15 protein-coding genes and 1 pseudogene are annotated in these 17,772 nt (G+C 32.4%); 2 read left to right on the top strand and 14 right to left on the bottom strand.

Annotation, left to right across the window (positions count from 1 at the left end; genetic code table 11):
* Positions 1–81: 81 nt before the first annotated feature.
* Entirely contained in the window at positions 82–1,914 is a 1,833-nt protein-coding gene (locus tag G600_RS0108965; protein WP_027431641.1) for a nucleotidyltransferase family protein, read from the bottom strand.
* A 206-nt stretch (positions 1,915–2,120) separates the two neighbouring features.
* Here G600_RS0108965 and G600_RS0108960 point away from each other — a divergent pair, with 206 nt between their 5' ends.
* On the top strand, positions 2,121–2,498 hold the full coding sequence (locus G600_RS0108960; protein WP_027431640.1) for a metal-dependent transcriptional regulator: 378 nt from the start codon (positions 2,121–2,123) through the stop codon (positions 2,496–2,498).
* Positions 2,499–2,620: 122 nt separating this feature from the next.
* A pseudogene (locus tag G600_RS16285) lies at positions 2,621–4,210 on the top strand (IS1182 family transposase).
* Between the two features lie 174 nt (positions 4,211–4,384).
* Here G600_RS16285 and pflA read toward each other — a convergent pair.
* The 13 genes from pflA to G600_RS15835 form a co-directional block, all read right to left on the bottom strand.
* Complete coding sequence (gene pflA / locus G600_RS0108950) at positions 4,385–5,143, bottom strand: pyruvate formate-lyase-activating protein (RefSeq protein ID WP_027431639.1); 759 nt, start codon at positions 5,141–5,143, stop codon at positions 4,385–4,387.
* A 339-nt stretch (positions 5,144–5,482) separates the two neighbouring features.
* On the bottom strand, positions 5,483–6,610 hold the full coding sequence (locus G600_RS0108945; protein WP_027431638.1) for an RNA-guided endonuclease InsQ/TnpB family protein: 1,128 nt from the start codon (positions 6,608–6,610) through the stop codon (positions 5,483–5,485).
* A complete protein-coding gene (gene tnpA, locus G600_RS0108940) occupies positions 6,600–7,007 on the bottom strand; it encodes an IS200/IS605 family transposase (protein ID WP_027431637.1) in 408 nt (135 codons plus the stop codon). The genes G600_RS0108945 and tnpA overlap by 11 nt, the downstream gene beginning before the upstream one ends.
* A gap of 198 nt (positions 7,008–7,205) precedes the next feature.
* The gene (locus G600_RS0108935) at positions 7,206–7,424 is read right to left on the bottom strand and encodes a hypothetical protein (protein WP_027431636.1); all 219 of its coding nucleotides are present in this window, start codon (positions 7,422–7,424) and stop codon (positions 7,206–7,208) included.
* 180 nt (positions 7,425–7,604) lie between these two features.
* Positions 7,605–8,780, bottom strand: a complete 1,176-nt coding sequence (locus G600_RS0108930) for a Gfo/Idh/MocA family protein (RefSeq protein WP_027431635.1) — start codon at positions 8,778–8,780, stop codon at positions 7,605–7,607.
* A 4-nt stretch (positions 8,781–8,784) separates the two neighbouring features.
* Positions 8,785–9,030, bottom strand: coding sequence for an acyl carrier protein (locus G600_RS0108925; protein ID WP_027431634.1), 246 nt, complete (start codon positions 9,028–9,030; stop codon positions 8,785–8,787).
* Between the two features lie 29 nt (positions 9,031–9,059).
* A complete protein-coding gene (locus G600_RS0108920) occupies positions 9,060–10,658 on the bottom strand; it encodes a class I adenylate-forming enzyme family protein (protein WP_027431633.1) in 1,599 nt (532 codons plus the stop codon).
* Positions 10,659–10,696: 38 nt separating this feature from the next.
* On the bottom strand, positions 10,697–11,758 hold the full coding sequence (locus G600_RS15085) for a hypothetical protein (RefSeq protein ID WP_027431632.1): 1,062 nt from the start codon (positions 11,756–11,758) through the stop codon (positions 10,697–10,699).
* Positions 11,759–11,769: 11 nt separating this feature from the next.
* Positions 11,770–12,903 carry an FkbM family methyltransferase gene (locus G600_RS0108910; RefSeq protein WP_027431631.1) on the bottom strand — a complete coding sequence of 378 codons (1,134 nt, stop codon included), beginning with the start codon at positions 12,901–12,903 and terminating at the stop codon, positions 11,770–11,772.
* Between the two features lie 22 nt (positions 12,904–12,925).
* Positions 12,926–14,122, bottom strand: a complete 1,197-nt coding sequence (gene pncB, locus G600_RS0108905) for a nicotinate phosphoribosyltransferase (protein WP_242826371.1) — start codon at positions 14,120–14,122, stop codon at positions 12,926–12,928.
* A 93-nt stretch (positions 14,123–14,215) separates the two neighbouring features.
* Positions 14,216–14,620 carry a hypothetical protein gene (locus tag G600_RS0108900; RefSeq protein WP_027431629.1) on the bottom strand — a complete coding sequence of 135 codons (405 nt, stop codon included), beginning with the start codon at positions 14,618–14,620 and terminating at the stop codon, positions 14,216–14,218.
* A 108-nt stretch (positions 14,621–14,728) separates the two neighbouring features.
* Positions 14,729–15,652, bottom strand: coding sequence for an ABC transporter ATP-binding protein (locus G600_RS0108895; RefSeq protein ID WP_027431628.1), 924 nt, complete (start codon positions 15,650–15,652; stop codon positions 14,729–14,731).
* A partial coding sequence (locus G600_RS15835; RefSeq protein WP_034246080.1) for an ABC transporter permease occupies positions 15,636–17,772 on the bottom strand: 2,137 nt, incomplete at its 5' end. The genes G600_RS15835 and G600_RS0108895, both read right to left, overlap by 17 nt.

Here is a 17,772-nt window from a genome sequence, read left to right as displayed (position 1 = left end):
ATAAGCTACCATATAGTTTTGAACTTAAATGTCTTTTCTAAATGGTAGCTTTATTATTATATTTATTAATTCATATTATCACTATCTATCAATAATATTATTCTCTCTAATATCAGCAACAAGCTGTCTTCTAAAGGCTCTACAACCTGTTTCATTCCAATACTTCTTCTTTTCAAATTTAATAACTTCATAGGAGCTATCCATAATATCAGAATTATAGCTTGTAATAGGCTCTTTATCAGGATAGAACACAGTAATTGAATTAACGTATTCTGTCATATTAAGTCCAAAGTCGTTGGCAAAACGTCTTGCCTGGTCTTTATTACTAAACATCTTAATATGTGAATAATAACCTACAAGATAAGCAAAATAATTAATATCAAATTCTTCAATCCAATCTCCTTCTGCATTAAATACTACAACAGGGAATCGTCTGTCTTTATTATTAATTAAGGATACCAGATTTTCAAAATCTTCATTATTATCCACGTATTTAACAGCTTCCTTTAGCTTTTCCACATCGCAAATTCCTATATTATCTGCAATTTCGCCATAGAAGTTAGGTCTAGAAAAAAGAATATTATCTGAATCTCTAAATCTATCCTCTGGTTCTGCATATCTATTAGTCACCTCAAATTCTAGGCGATCCCCATTCTTTCTAATATAGGCATCTGAAATCCAAAGTCTAGTAGCTACATTTGAATCCAAATGAGTTGTATTCTCCACAAATTCAAGCTTTTCCGGATTATAGCTAACCATAACCGAATATCCTGGACTTGTATTAGAATAACTAGCTACTTCTTCTGGTATGTCTGTAAATACTTCGTTAAATCTAGAATTTACCCAAGAATAAATTAGGTTAGAAGCCTTTCTAAAGGCATCCTCTATACTTAAGTTGTTAAGATCAATATCTGTCTTAGCATGGAATACCTTGTACTGACCTAAGGTCTTAAATGGCTCAAATCTTCGACGTCTATTAAAGCTTGCCCCTTCCTTCTTTTCAAGTTCAATCTTTACAAAGGCATCATTAAGTCTTTCATCATTAGGGCCAATCTGATTTACAATTCTAACAATGTTAGTGATTGTAAGTTCTGCTGCCCTGCCATAGACATTAAGGCACAACTGCTTAATTAACTTTCCACGTCTAAATTTATAGAATTGCTTAGCAAGTTCATTATCCTTATTGAAAATCTCCTCTACGTATGGATGAAGAGGTTCATTTTCAAATTTAAGTCTGTAATGGCATCTAAGCATATCATTCCAGTTCTTATTCTTATAATGATGATGTCCTAAATCTTCAATTAAGCCTACCATGGAATCATCACAAAGCTCGTAAGTAGCAAGGATTGAGTTCATCTTTCTAGCTAGGGCTTCGTTACCACCAAAGGCTGAACCCTTATATCTTGTATCATGCTCAATCTCGTGCCAACCCTCAAAGGAGTTAGTTCTTACCTGTATTTCAAATGTATCGTCTATATATTCTGATAACATAGGATTAGAAATATTCTTACTTAAGTAAGATGGAAGTTTAAAAATACCATTCACCTTACTTGCCTTAAACTCATATTCAGACGCTTCTGTTGTCTCCCAAATACCTGGTGTGGCAAAAATAGTATCCAGCAAATCCTTACAAATCTCCACGTCATCTTCATAGTAAAGAATTACTCTAATACCAACTAAATCCTGCATCTTCTTATGTTCATTTGGCGAGCCTTCTATTCTGTATTGTTTAAGTAAAAGCTTATTCAAAATAGAGTCGCTTGTCTTTACTCTGTAGGCAACACGATAATAGAAGCCAACTTTCGATAGCTTCTCCTCTATAATGCTTAGTAGATCTTCCTTAACTACATCAGGAACTACAATCTGATCTACGTTATACTTATTAAATACTTCATTTACCCCGTTGTTATCCATATCTAGCAAACCTTTCTTACTTTGTACTACTCTTTTATTAAATTTACTCCCAGTCTCTCATAACATTATAACACTAACTCGTAATAAAAAAAAGTTAATGGAATTTTAGAATTCTTAAAAATCTATATATAGTTTGAAAACAAGAGTATTTCATGATATACTTGTCTACAGTAGATGTTACCTAAAATTATTTGGAGGATTTTAAAATGGCAGGAATTCACGAGTCTGCAGAAAATTATTTAGAAACAATACTTATGTTAAGTAAAAAACTTCCAGTAGTTCGATCAATCGATATTTCTAATGAGATGGGATTTAGAAAATCATCCGTAAGTATCGCAATGAAGAATTTGCGTGAATCAGAATACATTACAGTGACTAAGGAAGGTTATATTTACCTTACAGACGCTGGTATGGAAATTGCTGAAACTATTTTAGAGCGTCACGAATTACTTACAAAGTGGCTTAAGAGTTTAGGCATTGATCCACAGATTGCAGAAGATGACGCATGTAAGATTGAACATGATGTAAGTAAAGAAACATTTGCAGCAATTAAGAAGATCATTATAGAGCAAATTGGGGAATAATTTTTAAACAAGATAATAAGCAAAAAAGGGGCTGTGAAAAAACATAGTTCCAAAAATAAAGAAGGATCAATGGTTCAGCAAGTGAACTATTGGTCCTTCTTTTGTGGTAAAATTTAACTGCTATGAAAAAACTTACCAATAATCATTTTACCTACAATCAAGGATTTTTGCCACTGTTTATTTCAGATTGTTTGGATATTTTGGACCCAGTTTTCACATTTGACCGATTCATGGAGGGAATCGATTTGATAAAGTATCTGAAAAATGTTCCTAAACACATCACAGGAAGAGTCAGATATAATCCGGTCAGCATGTTGAAAACGGTGCTCTTTGGATTCATGACCAGTGGCTACTGTTCCTTACGGGAACTAGAAGACAACTGCAAAGTAAATCTCTGTTTCATGTATCTTATGGATCGTCAGACTCCTTCTTACAGATCCTTTGAGTATTTTATAAATGAGGTGCTGCAGGATTCTATCGAGCAGATTTTTTACGATATCAATCAGGCTATCTTTGAAGAAGAACATGTGGATCTGCAGCATATTTATATTGACGGCTCATAGTTTGAAGCGAATGCCAACAAATATACCTGGGTCTGGAAAAAAGCTACTGAGAAATCCAGGTATCGCCTTTATGACAAGATAACCGTCTTGCTTGAACAGATAAACGAGGGCCTTGTCTTCAGTGGGATTCGTATCTCCACAAATACAGAGTACGTTCCGGATTACTTGACGGAAGTGGCAGAAAAGTATGCACAACTATGGCAGATAGATGAGAGCAGTTTTGTACACGGAAAAGGAAAACATAAGACTGTCCAGCAAAGACAGTATGAACTGCTGCTGGAATACCGGGACAAACTGGGAGAATACATCGAAAAGATTGATACTTGTGGAAGCGATAGAAACAGTTATTCCAAAACGGACAAAAGCGCAACTTTTATGCGAATCAAAACAGACTACATGGGAAATGATCAGCTTTTACCTGCTTATAATGTACAGATAGGCGTTGCAGATGAATATATAGCAGTTGTTGACGTCAATCATTACAGATCAGACATGGACTGCTTTATACCGCTTATGGAACAGTTCCACAGCCGATATGGCTTCTATCCCAAATATCCCGTTGCCGATGCCGGCTACGGCTCTTACAATAATTACATTTATTGCGAGCAGCATGGGATGGAGAAATACATGAAGTTTCCGATGTTTAAAAAAGAAACAACAGATGCGAAGTATCATAATGATTCATTCCGAGCTATAAATTTCCCAATAGACGAGAATGGAGTCATGAGATGCCCTAATGGAAAGGCATTTCACTTTCTATACCATAAGCATGTGCAGGGAAATCAATACGGCAGACAGGAAGAAGTTTATCAGTGCGAAGATTGTAGCGGATGCCCGTATGCATCCCAATGCAAGAAGACCGATAAAAATCGAACCGTTCGAATCAATCAAGAACTGACCGGGATGCACAAAGAGGTAATCGAAAATCTGGAAAGCATTCATGGAGCACTGCTGAGAATGAATCGCTCCATACAAGCCGAGGGAACATTTGGCGTAATGAAAAGCGACCGATGATACAAGAGAATTGTGCGAAGAGGAATAGATTATGTAAAGTTGGAAGTTTTTCTGGTTTCTATCGGACAAAACCTTTATAAATATCACAATAAAAAAAATGAGAATTCACAAAGCTGCATAACTTCACGAAAATGAAAGCTATGGGGTAAGGGGAAATATACCCTTTTTTAAGGGCAAAACAAGTTTCAGGAATAAGCTAAGCAAAAAGAAGAGCGCATAAAAAATGATTTCTCATTTTTTCACACGCCCTTTTTTTACATAACAGAAAATTTATAAAAGATTGTAAGGAGTCTTACAATGCTATCTAATTTATCTTCCTAAGTAGCCCTGATACTTCTCTGTTTCTAGAATATCATTAGCTCTTTGGATTTCTTCCTTAGTTGGAGGTAATACTCCTTCTAATTCATACTTAATTCCAAGCTCCGCATACTTAACAACACCAAGTGTGTGGTATGGTAAAACTTCGAATCTCTTTACAGTCTTAAGACTTGCAACGAAATCTCTAAGACCTTCTAAGTCTTCCTGGTCGTCTGTAACACCTGGAACTAATACGTTACGGATCCACATATCCTTATTATTATCTGATAAATACTTAGCTAAGTCTAAGATATTCTTATTAGTCCAACCTGTTAAAATCTTATGCTTCTCATCATCAATAATCTTAATATCAAGTAAGAAAGTATCTGTTAAGCTCATAAGCTCATCAAACTTCTTAAGATATTCTGGGTCCATTGAGAATGGATTACCTGATGTATCAAGACATGTATTGATTCCCTTTGACTTAGCAAGCTTAAATAACTCGATTACAAAATCAATCTGAACAAGGGCTTCACCACCACTAACAGTGATACCGCCACCATTCTTCCAATAAGCCTTAAATCTAATGGCCTTCTCCATAACCTGGCTTGGTGTCATCTCCATGCCGCCTTCCATACTCCATGTCTCAGGATTATGGCAGTACTTACATCTCATATGACATCCCTTTAAGAAAACAATATATCTAACCCCTGGTCCATCAACGGAACCAAAGCTTTCTAATGAATTTACTCTACCAATAATTTCGCTCATATAACTTCTTCTCCTTTCGTATCAGCAAATGTATCTTAGTAGTGATACATAGGATTGTATACAATATACACTTCTTGTTAAATATATCACATATAATAATTATTATCAATAAGTGCAGTCTCTTTTTCTTGTACTAAATACTAGACAACTCTTTAAAAAGATTGCTTTATACAAAGTTGTGAACTACTCCGACTTAATACTTCGTATTTGAAGTCGGAGCTTCTTGCTTCAACCACCACTGCATTTAGATAACATACGTTATCTAAACGTCTTACACAGTGTCCACAAGCGTATAAGTTCGGGCAGTCCCTGCCCTACTATAAATATTTACTGAAGGAATTAGGCTACTTCTAGTAGTCTGAGTCCTTCATTTTTTATGTTTATAGCAGCATTGTAGTCTCGATCTAACTTAAAACCACAATCACATTTATATACTCTATCTGTTAGAGTAAGCTTCTTTCGGTTTCCGCAACAACTGCATAGCTGTGAGGAAGGATACCACTTATCTACTTTGATAAAGTATTTACCTTTATCAAAAAGCTTATACTCTAACATATTTAGAAATAATCCATAACCGTTATCTAAAGTAGCTTTACCGTTACCAAAGCCCTTATTAGACATAGCTTTCATGTCAAGGCTTTCTACACACACTACATCATACTGATTGGCTATCTCAGTAGAGAGTTTGTGTAGATTATCTAATCTTTGGTTTGCGATATGTCTATGGATCTTATTTACTTTCTTTAATTGTTTGAGATAATTATTTGATTTAATCTGGTTCTTCTTGGAACCTACTTTGCGAGAAAGTTTACGCTGCTCTCTAGCGAGCTTTTTATGACTTTCTTTATAATACTTATGGTTACTTCCAATATTTCCATTGGAATCCATGTATAAACCATCAGACTTATAATCTAATCCAATTACATTATTAGACTTACTTATCTTAACAATGTTTTTCTCGTACTCAAAAAGTATAGAGATATAGAAAGTTCCGTCACTTTCCTGAGATACAGTAGCAGACTTGATTATCCAGTCAGCCTCTGGCTGTCTATGGATAACGGCTTTTACTAAGCCTATCTTAGGAAGTTTAATATACTTATTATCCACGATAGCTACTGTACCCTTTTGGTTATTAGTAGTATAAGATTTTCTAGTATGCTTTCTTGACTTGAACTTTGGAAATCCATTACGCTTTTTACGTTTCTTGTCAAAACAGTTTTTATAAGCTTTCTGTAAATTCATTTGTACATTAGCTAAAGCTAGTGAATCAACTTCTTTTAAGAATACATAGTCTTTTTTATACATAGCAGGAGTAGTCTGAAGACTCTCTCCTGTAGTTCTATAATAAGTAATTTTGTCTGAGAGCATAAGATTCCAGACCTTGCGGCAACAGCCGAAGGTCTTAGCAAATATAACTTCTTGTTCAGTTGTAGGATATGCTCTATATTTAATCGCTCTATTTACCATCTTTCTTCCCTTGTGATTTAATATATTCCTTTATTATATCTACGGTAGCTCCGCCTGTAGTCAATAAGCAGAAACTCTGAGACCAGAACATTTCTTTCCATAAAGACTTCTTAATTTCTGGATAGTCTTTTTTTATAAGTCTACTACTAGCGGATTTATAAGCATTAATAAATTTACTTATCTCTGAATTAGGTTGTCCTTTGAATAAAATATGAACATGATCTATATCATGATTCCACTCTTCTAAAGTTATATTGTAATTAGGAGCTATCTTTTCAAATATCTCTTTTAATCTATTTGAGATTTCATCATTAATTACATTATTTCGATATTTAATACACATGATAAGATGATAATGTAACATGAATACTGAATGATTATTATTATCCAATTTCATTATATTATAATCTCCTTGTAGTAATACGACTGATTTACACTAATATTATACATTTTAATTACAAAACAGTCAAACAAATGTTTTGTAGCAATTATATGTAACAAAAAACGCCGTGTTACTCGCAATTCATCCCACCACCTACACTTTGTTTAGAGGTGGGGGATTTCTTGCTCACGGCGTGTTAAAGAACTTATATGATTAGTCGACACATTTTTTAAATAGTGCAAATAAAGCTACAATCGCAAGAAATGGGAATAAGAAGCTTAAAGTTGAAATAAGCATAAAAGCCACTGCTGCAAGAATGATGTAACCAATTATTCCAAATAGGAAACCTGCAAGGGATCCAAATATTTTAAATACAAAAACTGACATCCTAAAAAAGCCAATAAATAATAATATCATCAACAAAGTTAACATAATTAATCCTCCGTTTTAAAGCTTTGTTATAACAAAGAGGGGAGCTGTTTGATGTAGGGAGTACGATATAAATATTTTTGTCTCCTCTCTTTGTCTATTATTATATTAGCAAAAGATTAAAATGACATTAATTTCAAGATTAACTTTTTATTAAGTCTAAGATGTAAAATTTAGCACTTTTTATACAAGATCGATTCTTCTGCCCTCTTCATCTGAATAGTAAGCTGCATAAACCACCTTCATAACCTGACTTGCAAGATCAAAACAGCCTTGTGGTTCCTTATCATTTAAGACGCAATCCATAAAATCCACGATTTCATTACAATAGCCTCTTAGCATTTCATCTGCCACAAAAGGCTTATTCCAGCCGGTTACAATTGGTAACATTTCAGATAGATACACATTTTCCATACCCACAGAATCCACCATATAGGTTTCCATGGCATTATTCATAGTTAAATTGCAATTAATGGCAGTGTCGTTGCAATAAAGCTCCACATAGTTTTTACTGCCGCCAAGCAGGTTGTCTGTGGAAATTATTGTGGCCTTGCTTCCATCTGTAAATGTAATCACAGCCGTTCCTGCATCTTCCACATCCACAGGTCTAGCATCTATGTGACGATGCTCGTATTCTGTCAGATTTCTTGTGGCATAGCCCATGTCTGCAACTACAGATTTAACGGTAACATTTTTGCCCATGGCAAGGGACTCCTGCTCCTTTAAATAAAGGATTGCCCCAAGAGGATGCACTCCATTTCTCATAAAGATTCCGCCACCAGTTTTCGACCACTCTCCGGCAACGCTAGAACTTGAGCCCTTTAGGCTTTCCTCACCTTTCATATATAGAATTCGGCTTTTCTTTGCCCTTACGATTTCTCCCGCTTTAATAATTGCAGGGGCATAGACGAAGTTTTCTGCATACATAAACTTCTTGCCAGTTCTTTTAACCACGTCCCTTAGCTCCTCTAAATCTGCTAAAAGGGCGTGATACATTTTCTTTTTTGAAACCTTTTCTCCAATAGGTTTTTCATCTTCTTCACTGCCAAAATAGCCTGTTAGCGGCTTCTCCACAATGACATTTTTCCCAGCCTTTAGTGCCCTTATGATTTCAGACTTGTGAAGATAAGGGGGTGTGCAAATATCGATTACATCTATCTCCTTATCCCTTAGTAAATCCTCAAAATCATTAGTAGCATTTTCAAAGCCAAAACGCTTAATGGCCTCTTCTGCCTGCTCCTTTCGTCTAGCATAGACAGTCTTTAATCTAACTGGAATATTGCTTCTTTGATAGCCAAAAGCATGTAATTCACAGGCTCTGCCGGCTCCTACAACCCCAACTACTACTCGATCCTTCAATTTATTATTCCCCCACTTTTTTAGTCACCAAGTCAATTAAAGAGCCCACGACTCTAAAGGAATCCTCCATCATTTCTTCGTCGCTAAACTCAATATCAAACTCATCTTCAAGTTCCCCGATAAACTGAATTAATCCTAAGGAGTCCATATAGCCCTCCTCCACGTAATTTATCTTTTCAATGTCTGTCCCTTCTTTAAAGCTATACTCTTTTTGAAGCCTATCTAAAATGAATTCTCTTACCTGTTCCATATCTAATCCCCCTGATTCTCTCTATTTCTCTATTTCTCTATCTCTTTATTATCCTTCACCCAATCATTTAACTTAGATTTAACCAGCTTTCCCATGCTATTTTTAGGCAAGGAATCCAAGATAAATATCTTATGAGGCTGTTGAAAATCCGCCAAATTTTTAGCACAAAATAGTCTAATCTTTTTCGTAATTTCCTTTTCCTTAGCCTTTGTCACCACTGCTAGGGCAACAATTTCTCCAAGCCTTTCATCCTTATAAGGAAAAGCTGCAACTTCTAAGACTTCCTCTAATTTTATGACCTTGTCTTCAATATCCTTTGGATAGACGTTTACGCCACCGGTTATTATTATTTCTTTTTTTCTTCCTGAAAATGTTAAGAAGCCCTCTGCGTCTAGCTTTCCCAAATCTCCTGTTTTAAAATAGCCTTTAATCATCGCCTTTTTAAACACATCTTCTTTATTTAAATAGCCCTCACAAATCAGCGGGGTCTTTACTGCAATTTCTCCAATTTCCCCTAGTGGAAGCTCCTCATTTTCATCAGACAAAATCCTAATATCTACGCCCTTTAGCGGTCTTCCCACCGAATTTAGTTTCTGGCCTGCTTCCTTAAGATTTATGTCCGTTACCGTTGAGCACTCGCTAGTTCCATACATTTCGTGAAATTCGCATTGTAAAAAATTTACCAATTCCTTCTTTACCTCTAAATCTAAGAGGGCGCTTGAGGAAACCAAAAGTCGCAGTGAGGGGCAAGTTTTCTCCTCTGCCTCTTTTAACTCCTTTAGTACCTGCGCTAGCTGGGCTGATACTGCTATTGAAAATGTAACCTCTAGCTTTCTAACTAAATCTAGCCACAACTTTGGTGTAAACCTTGGCAAAATAACTGCTGTTGCACCAAGTATAAGGGGCATTATTACTAGTCTTTGAGCTAAGGAATGATATAGCGGTGTTGCTGCTAGAATCTTGTCATTTTTTGTTAGCTCATACATTTCTATATGAGCCTTTGCCCTGATATTTTTATTGTTCTGACTTAGAATAATTGGTTTTGGATCACCTGTTGAACCTGAGGTCAGAGTTAAAATAAAAGTTTCTTCCCCGGTAATATTATCTAACTTTGGCAAGTCCTCTCTCATCTCTAGAACTTCCTTAAAACTATGTATTATAACTTTGTTGGTTTTATTTATTTCCTGATTATATGCTGCTTGATTATCTATTTCTAGTTCCTCAACATCTCCATCAAGGCACAACTTTAATCCATCATAATCTAATAAAAAATTATTATTTTCCTTTAAAACTTCCTTATAAAATGATCTTCTAGCGATTATATGTTTTACATTAGCTGCCTTAAAAGCAATATCCATATCTTTAATATTTAAGGTGGGATTAACTGGCGCAAGACCTGCGCCTAGAGCTGTCACGGCCATAATTAGCCCTACAGATTCAATACTATTGTTTAGGGGAATGCCGATAATATCCCCTCTTTTTACACCACGAGAACTTAGATAGTTTGCATACTTGCACACAAATGTCCTCATCTCTTTATAGCTTTTACTCTCTCCATCACAGTAAATTGCCATTTTATCTTCATTTTCATTAGATGCCTCAATAAATTGCTCAAATAATAGTTTCATAAATCCCCCAGTTGATTTCTCCTATATTTATTGTATATCTAATTTAACTGATTTGGTCTGTCTTGATCCCCATCAGCCTTAAAAAATCTAGTGTTATCCATTATATAGTGAACCCATATGTCTGCATTTTCTTGTAAAAAAGGTTCAAAATAATTTGGAATAATATTTTTCGTATCCTCTCTATTAATAAATCCTGCTTTTCTTAGGATTTCATCCTCTAAACCAAACTGATAGAAATCTACATATTCAGCTTTTCTATCTTGCATCAACTCATCAAGTTTAGATGAAATTCCAACCAATGCCTTTTCACATCCCAAAAAATCTACAATCCTTAAAACAGAAGATCCATTTATATCAATCTGTCTTAAAATTATAACAGCTTCAGTTTGTCCATTAATTTCAATAGCATAAACTAAATAACTATAAAAAGGATGTTCAAAGTAACGATGTTTAATATAATAAGCATCTTTTTCAGGATATATGTCCATTTTATTCAATTCAAAACAATTCATTAGTTCTGTAAAACTGTCTATTTTATTCAAATTATAATTTATAAATTGATCATTTATTCTTTCGTCCGTCTCAACATTTTCTAAAGAATCATCTTTTATAATAGCAATCTTATAGTCTTTTATTTCCTTATTAAGCCTATAAAATTGCTTCATCTTGGCTGTCTTTTCTCTAAAAAATATTTTTCTTAAAGGAATAGTTGTATTAGGATTAGCACCATTTCCAATATGCATTCTGCAGCCAGTAAGTATATATACCCTCTTAGCCAGCTCTATTCCTAGGAGTTTCATATTGTCATGGTCATCCCTAACTTTCCACATACTTCCCCAAATGTCCTGATTTCTTTCCTTTTGGCAACGTATAAAACCAAAGATGCCCTCAAGATCTTTGCTGAATTTATCAATAGCAATTACAAAATCCACTTCTGTTTCATGAACGTATTCATAGTCAAAAAGTTTCCTACTTCTTGACATAATGTGCCCCTTACGCCAAAAATTATCAATAAATTTCATAATTAAAGGGACATCATCCAAATTAGCAAGTCTAATTTCATAACGCTTATCAAATTCAGGGTTAAACTTAAATTTCATAGGTCACCTCTCTACTGTGTGCAAGGAACTGCATAAAAAACTAATTCTGCAGCACTATGGGAATGGTGTCTTAGATAATATTTATAATTCACGTCATAAACCGAGCTTTCAACATAACTCTTTATTAATTGAGGTAATCTTATTAAATCATCTAGTTTATGATAAACACAAATAGCTAAAGTAGCTTTATTATTTATAATTGTATTTTTCATACCTATAAGAGCCTTTTCTTCAAAGCCCTCAATATCCATTTTAATAAAACTAACCTTTGAATCTTTATCAAGAATAGAATCTAACGGAGCTATTTCCACTAGATTTTCTGTTTCATAATCTACTAAAACAGAAGCATCATTTTTTCTTTCATAATAGTATTTTTCATGTTTATCGCCTAAACCAATTTTATAAGCAAATAAATTTTTATATTTTGATGAAAGCGAATCTAATTCTTTAAAATTATCATCCTCCATCTCAAAAGCTCTTACTAAAATTTCCTTTCCATCATTTTTCAAGAAATCATAAAAAGCAATAGCTGTATCTCCAATATATGCTCCACAATCAATTAATATATGTTCATCATACAACTCTTTAGGATACAAGTCATTAAAATACTGCTCAGAAGTCCATAAGGATATTAATTCCCTACAACTTTCCCTTTTAATATTATTAGCTCTCGCACCTATAAAAGAACGAAAAACTAGTTTAGATTCTTCATCCTCAAATAAATCATAAATTCGATTTAATTCTTCTTTATGCTTCACTACCCATTCTGCTGTCATTGTATATTGTTGATTTCTATCTACATAACTGTATAAATGTACCTTCATTTTTGATTTTAAATCATTCATAATATGAACAACATCAGCACCAGTTGCGCGAACTACTATATTTGCCTCTTTTAGCTGTTTATATATATCATCAACTAAATAAACCGATTTATTAAGGAATACTTTTCCTTTTTTAAAATACTGTTTACCTTCTAAATAAGCAGTTACACTAAGTCCATTTCTATTAAGGAAATCTGTAAATGTTTTAGATGCACTTCCGCATCCATAAACAAAAATGTCTGCGTTGCTATTTTTTAATTTTTCAATTAATTCACCATTTACATCTAATAAATACTCATCAACAATATAATCTTGAAACATAAAGTTATCCCCCTAAACTTAATTAATGTTCCATTCTCCAAGCTATTGTTCTTCTTAAATAATGCACATAATCTGGATTTTTGCACATACCCTTACCTTCTACATCTGAAATTTTAGCTACATCCATACCATTACATGCAGTTGTCTTCATAACAATATTAAGAGCATCCACTTCTGTATCATTAGCAATATAAGTTCCTATGCCAAATGCAACTTTAACTTTATCTTTAAAATAAGAATTAATCTCATCTGCTTTCTCAAAATTAAGGCTATCACTAAAGAGTAAAGTCTTAGTCTTAGGATCAATTCCAAGACTATTATAGTGATCAATCATCTTATCGCCCCATTCAAATGGACTACCACTATCATGTCTAACACCGCTAAAAAGTGTTGCATAAGTAAGCTTAAAGTCTCTTAAGAAACAGTCTGTTGTTATAGTGTCAGTAAGAGCTGTACCATTTAAAACTCCATATTCCTTTACCCATGCATCAAGGGCATACCAGTTTGAATAAGCTGGATTGTGCTTATGATTACCCTGTCCTACACACATAATCCATTCATGTGCCATAGTTCCAACAGGCTTTATATTAAGCTTTTTAGCTAGGTATACATTAGATGTTCCAACAAACTTAGAGCCCTTATAATCGTCTCTCATAAGCTCTTTAATAGCTAATTCCTGAGCCTCTGCTGATAATCTTCTTCTAATACCAAACTCTGAAAATGCTCCAATATTATATTCACCACTAACTAGCTTTTCTACCTTTTTATCTAGTCTATCCTTAAAACTTAACATGAGCTTGTCATAATCATATTTCATTCTAAAGTAAACTTCATTCACTATAGCAAGTGTTGGAATCTCATACATAGATGTATTAAGCCAAGTTCCGTTTGTTTCTATTGTTAAACCACATGGGCTATTTGTTCCAAAAGTAAAATCCTCATATCTTGGATGCCATAAACGTAAAAAATCTATGTATGACTTCTTAAACCATTGAATTGAAGATAAATATTTTAGCTCTTCTTCGCTAAATCTTAATTCGCAATACATTTTTATTTGATGCTTAATCTCTTCTACCATCTCTTCTGTAAAATGTACATCTTCATTTCTACATTTAAAAGACCAAGTTGTTTCATATCCTGGAAAATGGTGATAGATTGCCTGTCCCATTGAAAACTTGTAAAGATCTGTCTCTAATAAACTATTTATAATTTTATGCATAATAAACCCCTTCCTATTTAGCATTAAGCTAAAAAGATAAATTAACGTTATTTTAGCAGATTTTTATGCATACATAAAGTAAAACTAAGCCAACTATATATGTTTGCCTACAATCTTCTTTGCTAAATCCTTAATCATCTTATCATATTCTTCATCGCTAATAGGTCTTCCTTCATGGTGCTCATTTTCTTCACTGGCAGTTATAAACTCGCCATATATCTTTAAATCCAAATGTCTTTTAATTACAGCAATTGCAATTGCAATTGTATCTGTATTCCATTCAGAATTATAGCCAACTGTTTCTATTTCTAAATAAAAACTTCCTTCTTTAATAATAATGCCTTGGTTATCATTTATTTCTTTTTTAGCTTTTTTGATTTCATATTCCAACTCAACACCCAAATATTTAGACAAATCTAAATCTAGTGCTTTAAAAGTTTTAAAATGTAAAACACTTGGCATTGCACAAAAAAATTTAAGGCCTAACAATCCATTCATATTTTCCACCTCGCAGAAAACAATACTTATACTGTATTTTATTATAACATTTAAATACTTGGCAGTAAATAGAATCTATCTTTCTAAATCAGTTGTTTTCAAATGCATTTATTCGAAATAATATAGATAAACATCTTCTAAATCGATATTGTTATCTACTCGCTTAACTTCATCTGGTAAATTATCATCAACAATTCTTAGCACCAATCCCTCTTTTCTTTGACGTACATTTCCAATTTTATAACGTCGTTGATAATCATCTAACTCATCTAAATTAATCTGTATTTCTCCAACTTTGCCATCCATTAATTCAATTAAATCTCTAGGAGTCCCATCAGCTATTATTTCACCGTTTTTTAAAAGTAATACCTTATCTGCTATACACTCAATATCACTTACCACATGCGTAGCAAAAAGTATAATTTTTTCCTTGCCTAATTTTGCAATATAATTTCTAATATTGATTCTTTCCTTAGGATCAAGCCCAGTTGTTGGTTCATCAAGAATTAATATTTGTGGGTCACCAAGGAGTGCCTGAGCAAGGAGCACTCTTTGTTTCATTCCCCCTGAAAAACCTCCTATTCTCTTATATGCCACTTTTTCTAGGTTCACAATTTGAAGCAATTCATCTATTTGCTTATCAACACTTCTTTTGATCAATCTACCATCTTTATCATAAGCTTTTTGATTCTTTATTCCCTTTACAGACGCCATATATTTTAAGAAGGATTTCGGTGTAAAATCTTCATAAAAACCCTGTTGTTGAGGCATAAATCCAATTTTAGCTCTAAATTTAGCTCCTAACTTTAAAATATCAATAGCCTCATTTCCAATAGTTTCATCTAAATAGCTAATAGTTCCACCATTTTTATCTCGCTTTAAATTATCAGTTATAAGATTAATCATAGTACTTTTTCCTGCACCATTAGCTCCAAGTAAACCATATACTCCTGGTTTAAATGTATATGTTATTCCCTTTAAAGCCTCAACTTTTCCATATGATTTTTTTAATTCATTAATTCTTAGTTCCATACATACCCCTTAATATATAGCAAATACATAATATTAAAATTATAATTAAGCAAATAAGCATTATTACTTGAAGCAAAATATTAGCATATAAGCCAATACATGCCGCAACACCAAAAATAAAAATAAGAATTGGCATATAAAATTCGCTTTTTGCTTTTAATGAAAATATAAGTGTTATAAAAAGTGCATCAATTGTAAAAAATAGTCTTAATGCTAACACCAGCAAGTAATACCTAGCTATTGTCATTGATAAAAATAAAGAATTCAGCTTACTTTCCATAAAAGTTATACTTATTACTGGTGCTGATAAAAATTTAAAACCATACATTTTATTCAAAAATATAATATCTATTAATGTTATTATTAAATAATATATTACTATGAAGGAACTTATTATTAATAATTTTTTTGAATATATTTTCTTTAATCCCAATCTTGAGCTCGCAAGTAACTTAACAACTCCTGATTTTCTTTCTTCAAGATAATATCCAGAAGCTAATATTACTGATATTATAATCAAAGCAAGTGTTATACCTACTTCCCTAATAACTGAATTATTTCCTATAATTTCATCATAGCCTCTATCAGACATTATATATATATCCACGCCATATTCTGTCTTTATTCTATCTTTATATTTAAGAATAGAATTAAATTCCTTCATTAATTTTTCATTTTCATTAATTTTTGCTTGTAATTGCATGCTCTTACTTAATGTCTCTTCATAATTATCAGTATTAACTTCTATTTCTTCAAGTTGCTTTACTAACTCTCCATTTTCTTGTTGAAAATTTTCTAAAAAGCTATTAAATAGTTCTAGATTCTCACCACCATATTGACTATAAATATTATCCAATTTTTTCTGACGCTCTGGAAAATTCACTTGTGTCATATTTATAAGAATAAGCTCACCAATTACAGCCAAGATAACCCATACTATTTTTTTATTTCTAAAAAATATTTTATAAAGTTCAAGACCAGTAAAGCCTAATTTTGAAAAAAATTTACCTCTTTTTAATTCAAAAAATTCCTTAATCTTTGCGAACCTTACCTTAGAAAATGGATGTCTTCTTGAGTATACAATTCCAGAGACAAAAAATATTACTATGAATAATGCAATGACTAAAAATACCATTATAATATCCGATGAAACTGGTTGATTAAACAACTTAACATTTTGGTAATTTCTAAAATATGTTGAAAAATCAATTATACGATAAATATTAATATTAGCTATTAATCTTTTAATTGAATTATTCTGCAATACTAATGAATAACGCCATTCAGCAAAAAAGATAATTAGCATTATAACTAAGGCTATATATCTATTCTTTATAAGATTAAGTAATGTGTTGAAAAATAAAATAATAAAGCTCAATCCTATAGCAATTACTATAATATTTATCACACAAAAACCTATAATAGAATATGGTCTTACACAATCGCTAAACAACATAGAACTTTGTATTGGCGCATTAAAATCTACAAACCCATAAAGTAATGATGCTATTATAAAAATTATCAAATGAAATATTGTCAATAAAGTAAAAATTATTCCTATATATAATAAATTTCTCTTTAAAGCAAATATAAATCTACCATTCTTAGCACTATAAGAAAAAAGTATTTCTCCGTTATCATATTCTTTATGTAAATTAAACATAATATAAATCATTATAAAAATTACAAAGGCAGATAACTTTGGAATAAATAAAATATACCTATCAAAGCCTAATGTATTAGTAATAACAGGTATAACATTTTGGATTTTACTATAATCATTATAAGTTTTATTTATATTTTTTAATGTATAAGCATTACTTACTAGTGCACTAAATTTCTTTACCCTATTAGCATTTTCTAAAATTGCTTGATTGTTCTCTTGATATGATGTTATATAATCAATATAATTATTGGCAGCCTCATTATCATCACTATAACTTTGTGTATTAAGATAACTATTTATTGCTGATACATATTCATTATTAAGTCGGTTAAACTCTTTAAAGCCACTATTTCCTATACAACTTAATACAAAATAAGCCGATGAAACAATAATTAGTAAACATATCACATATAATATTTTTTTATCTAAAATTCTTTTTAATTCTGTCATTTTA

The sequence above is a fragment of the Lachnospira multipara ATCC 19207 genome, assembly GCF_000424105.1.
Classification (GTDB): Bacteria; Bacillota; Clostridia; order Lachnospirales; family Lachnospiraceae; genus Lachnospira; species Lachnospira multipara.
This window is presented reverse-complemented; position numbering and strand designations above follow the sequence as displayed.

Coding starts and splice junctions, on each gene's coding strand:
- G600_RS0108965 (WP_027431641.1), bottom strand. CDS start 1,914: ATGGATAACAACGGGGTAAATGAAGTATTTAATAAGTATAACGTAGAT.
- G600_RS0108960 (WP_027431640.1), top strand. CDS start 2,121: ATGGCAGGAATTCACGAGTCTGCAGAAAATTATTTAGAAACAATACTT.
- pflA (WP_027431639.1), bottom strand. CDS start 5,143: ATGAGCGAAATTATTGGTAGAGTAAATTCATTAGAAAGCTTTGGTTCC.
- G600_RS0108945 (WP_027431638.1), bottom strand. CDS start 6,610: ATGGTAAATAGAGCGATTAAATATAGAGCATATCCTACAACTGAACAA.
- tnpA (WP_027431637.1), bottom strand. CDS start 7,007: ATGAAATTGGATAATAATAATCATTCAGTATTCATGTTACATTATCAT.
- G600_RS0108935 (WP_027431636.1), bottom strand. CDS start 7,424: ATGTTAACTTTGTTGATGATATTATTATTTATTGGCTTTTTTAGGATG.
- G600_RS0108925 (WP_027431634.1), bottom strand. CDS start 9,030: ATGGAACAGGTAAGAGAATTCATTTTAGATAGGCTTCAAAAAGAGTAT.
- G600_RS0108920 (WP_027431633.1), bottom strand. CDS start 10,658: ATGAAACTATTATTTGAGCAATTTATTGAGGCATCTAATGAAAATGAA.
- G600_RS15085 (WP_027431632.1), bottom strand. CDS start 11,758: ATGAAATTTAAGTTTAACCCTGAATTTGATAAGCGTTATGAAATTAGA.
- G600_RS0108910 (WP_027431631.1), bottom strand. CDS start 12,903: ATGTTTCAAGATTATATTGTTGATGAGTATTTATTAGATGTAAATGGT.
- pncB (WP_242826371.1), bottom strand. CDS start 14,122: ATGCATAAAATTATAAATAGTTTATTAGAGACAGATCTTTACAAGTTT.
- G600_RS0108900 (WP_027431629.1), bottom strand. CDS start 14,620: ATGAATGGATTGTTAGGCCTTAAATTTTTTTGTGCAATGCCAAGTGTT.
- G600_RS0108895 (WP_027431628.1), bottom strand. CDS start 15,652: ATGGAACTAAGAATTAATGAATTAAAAAAATCATATGGAAAAGTTGAG.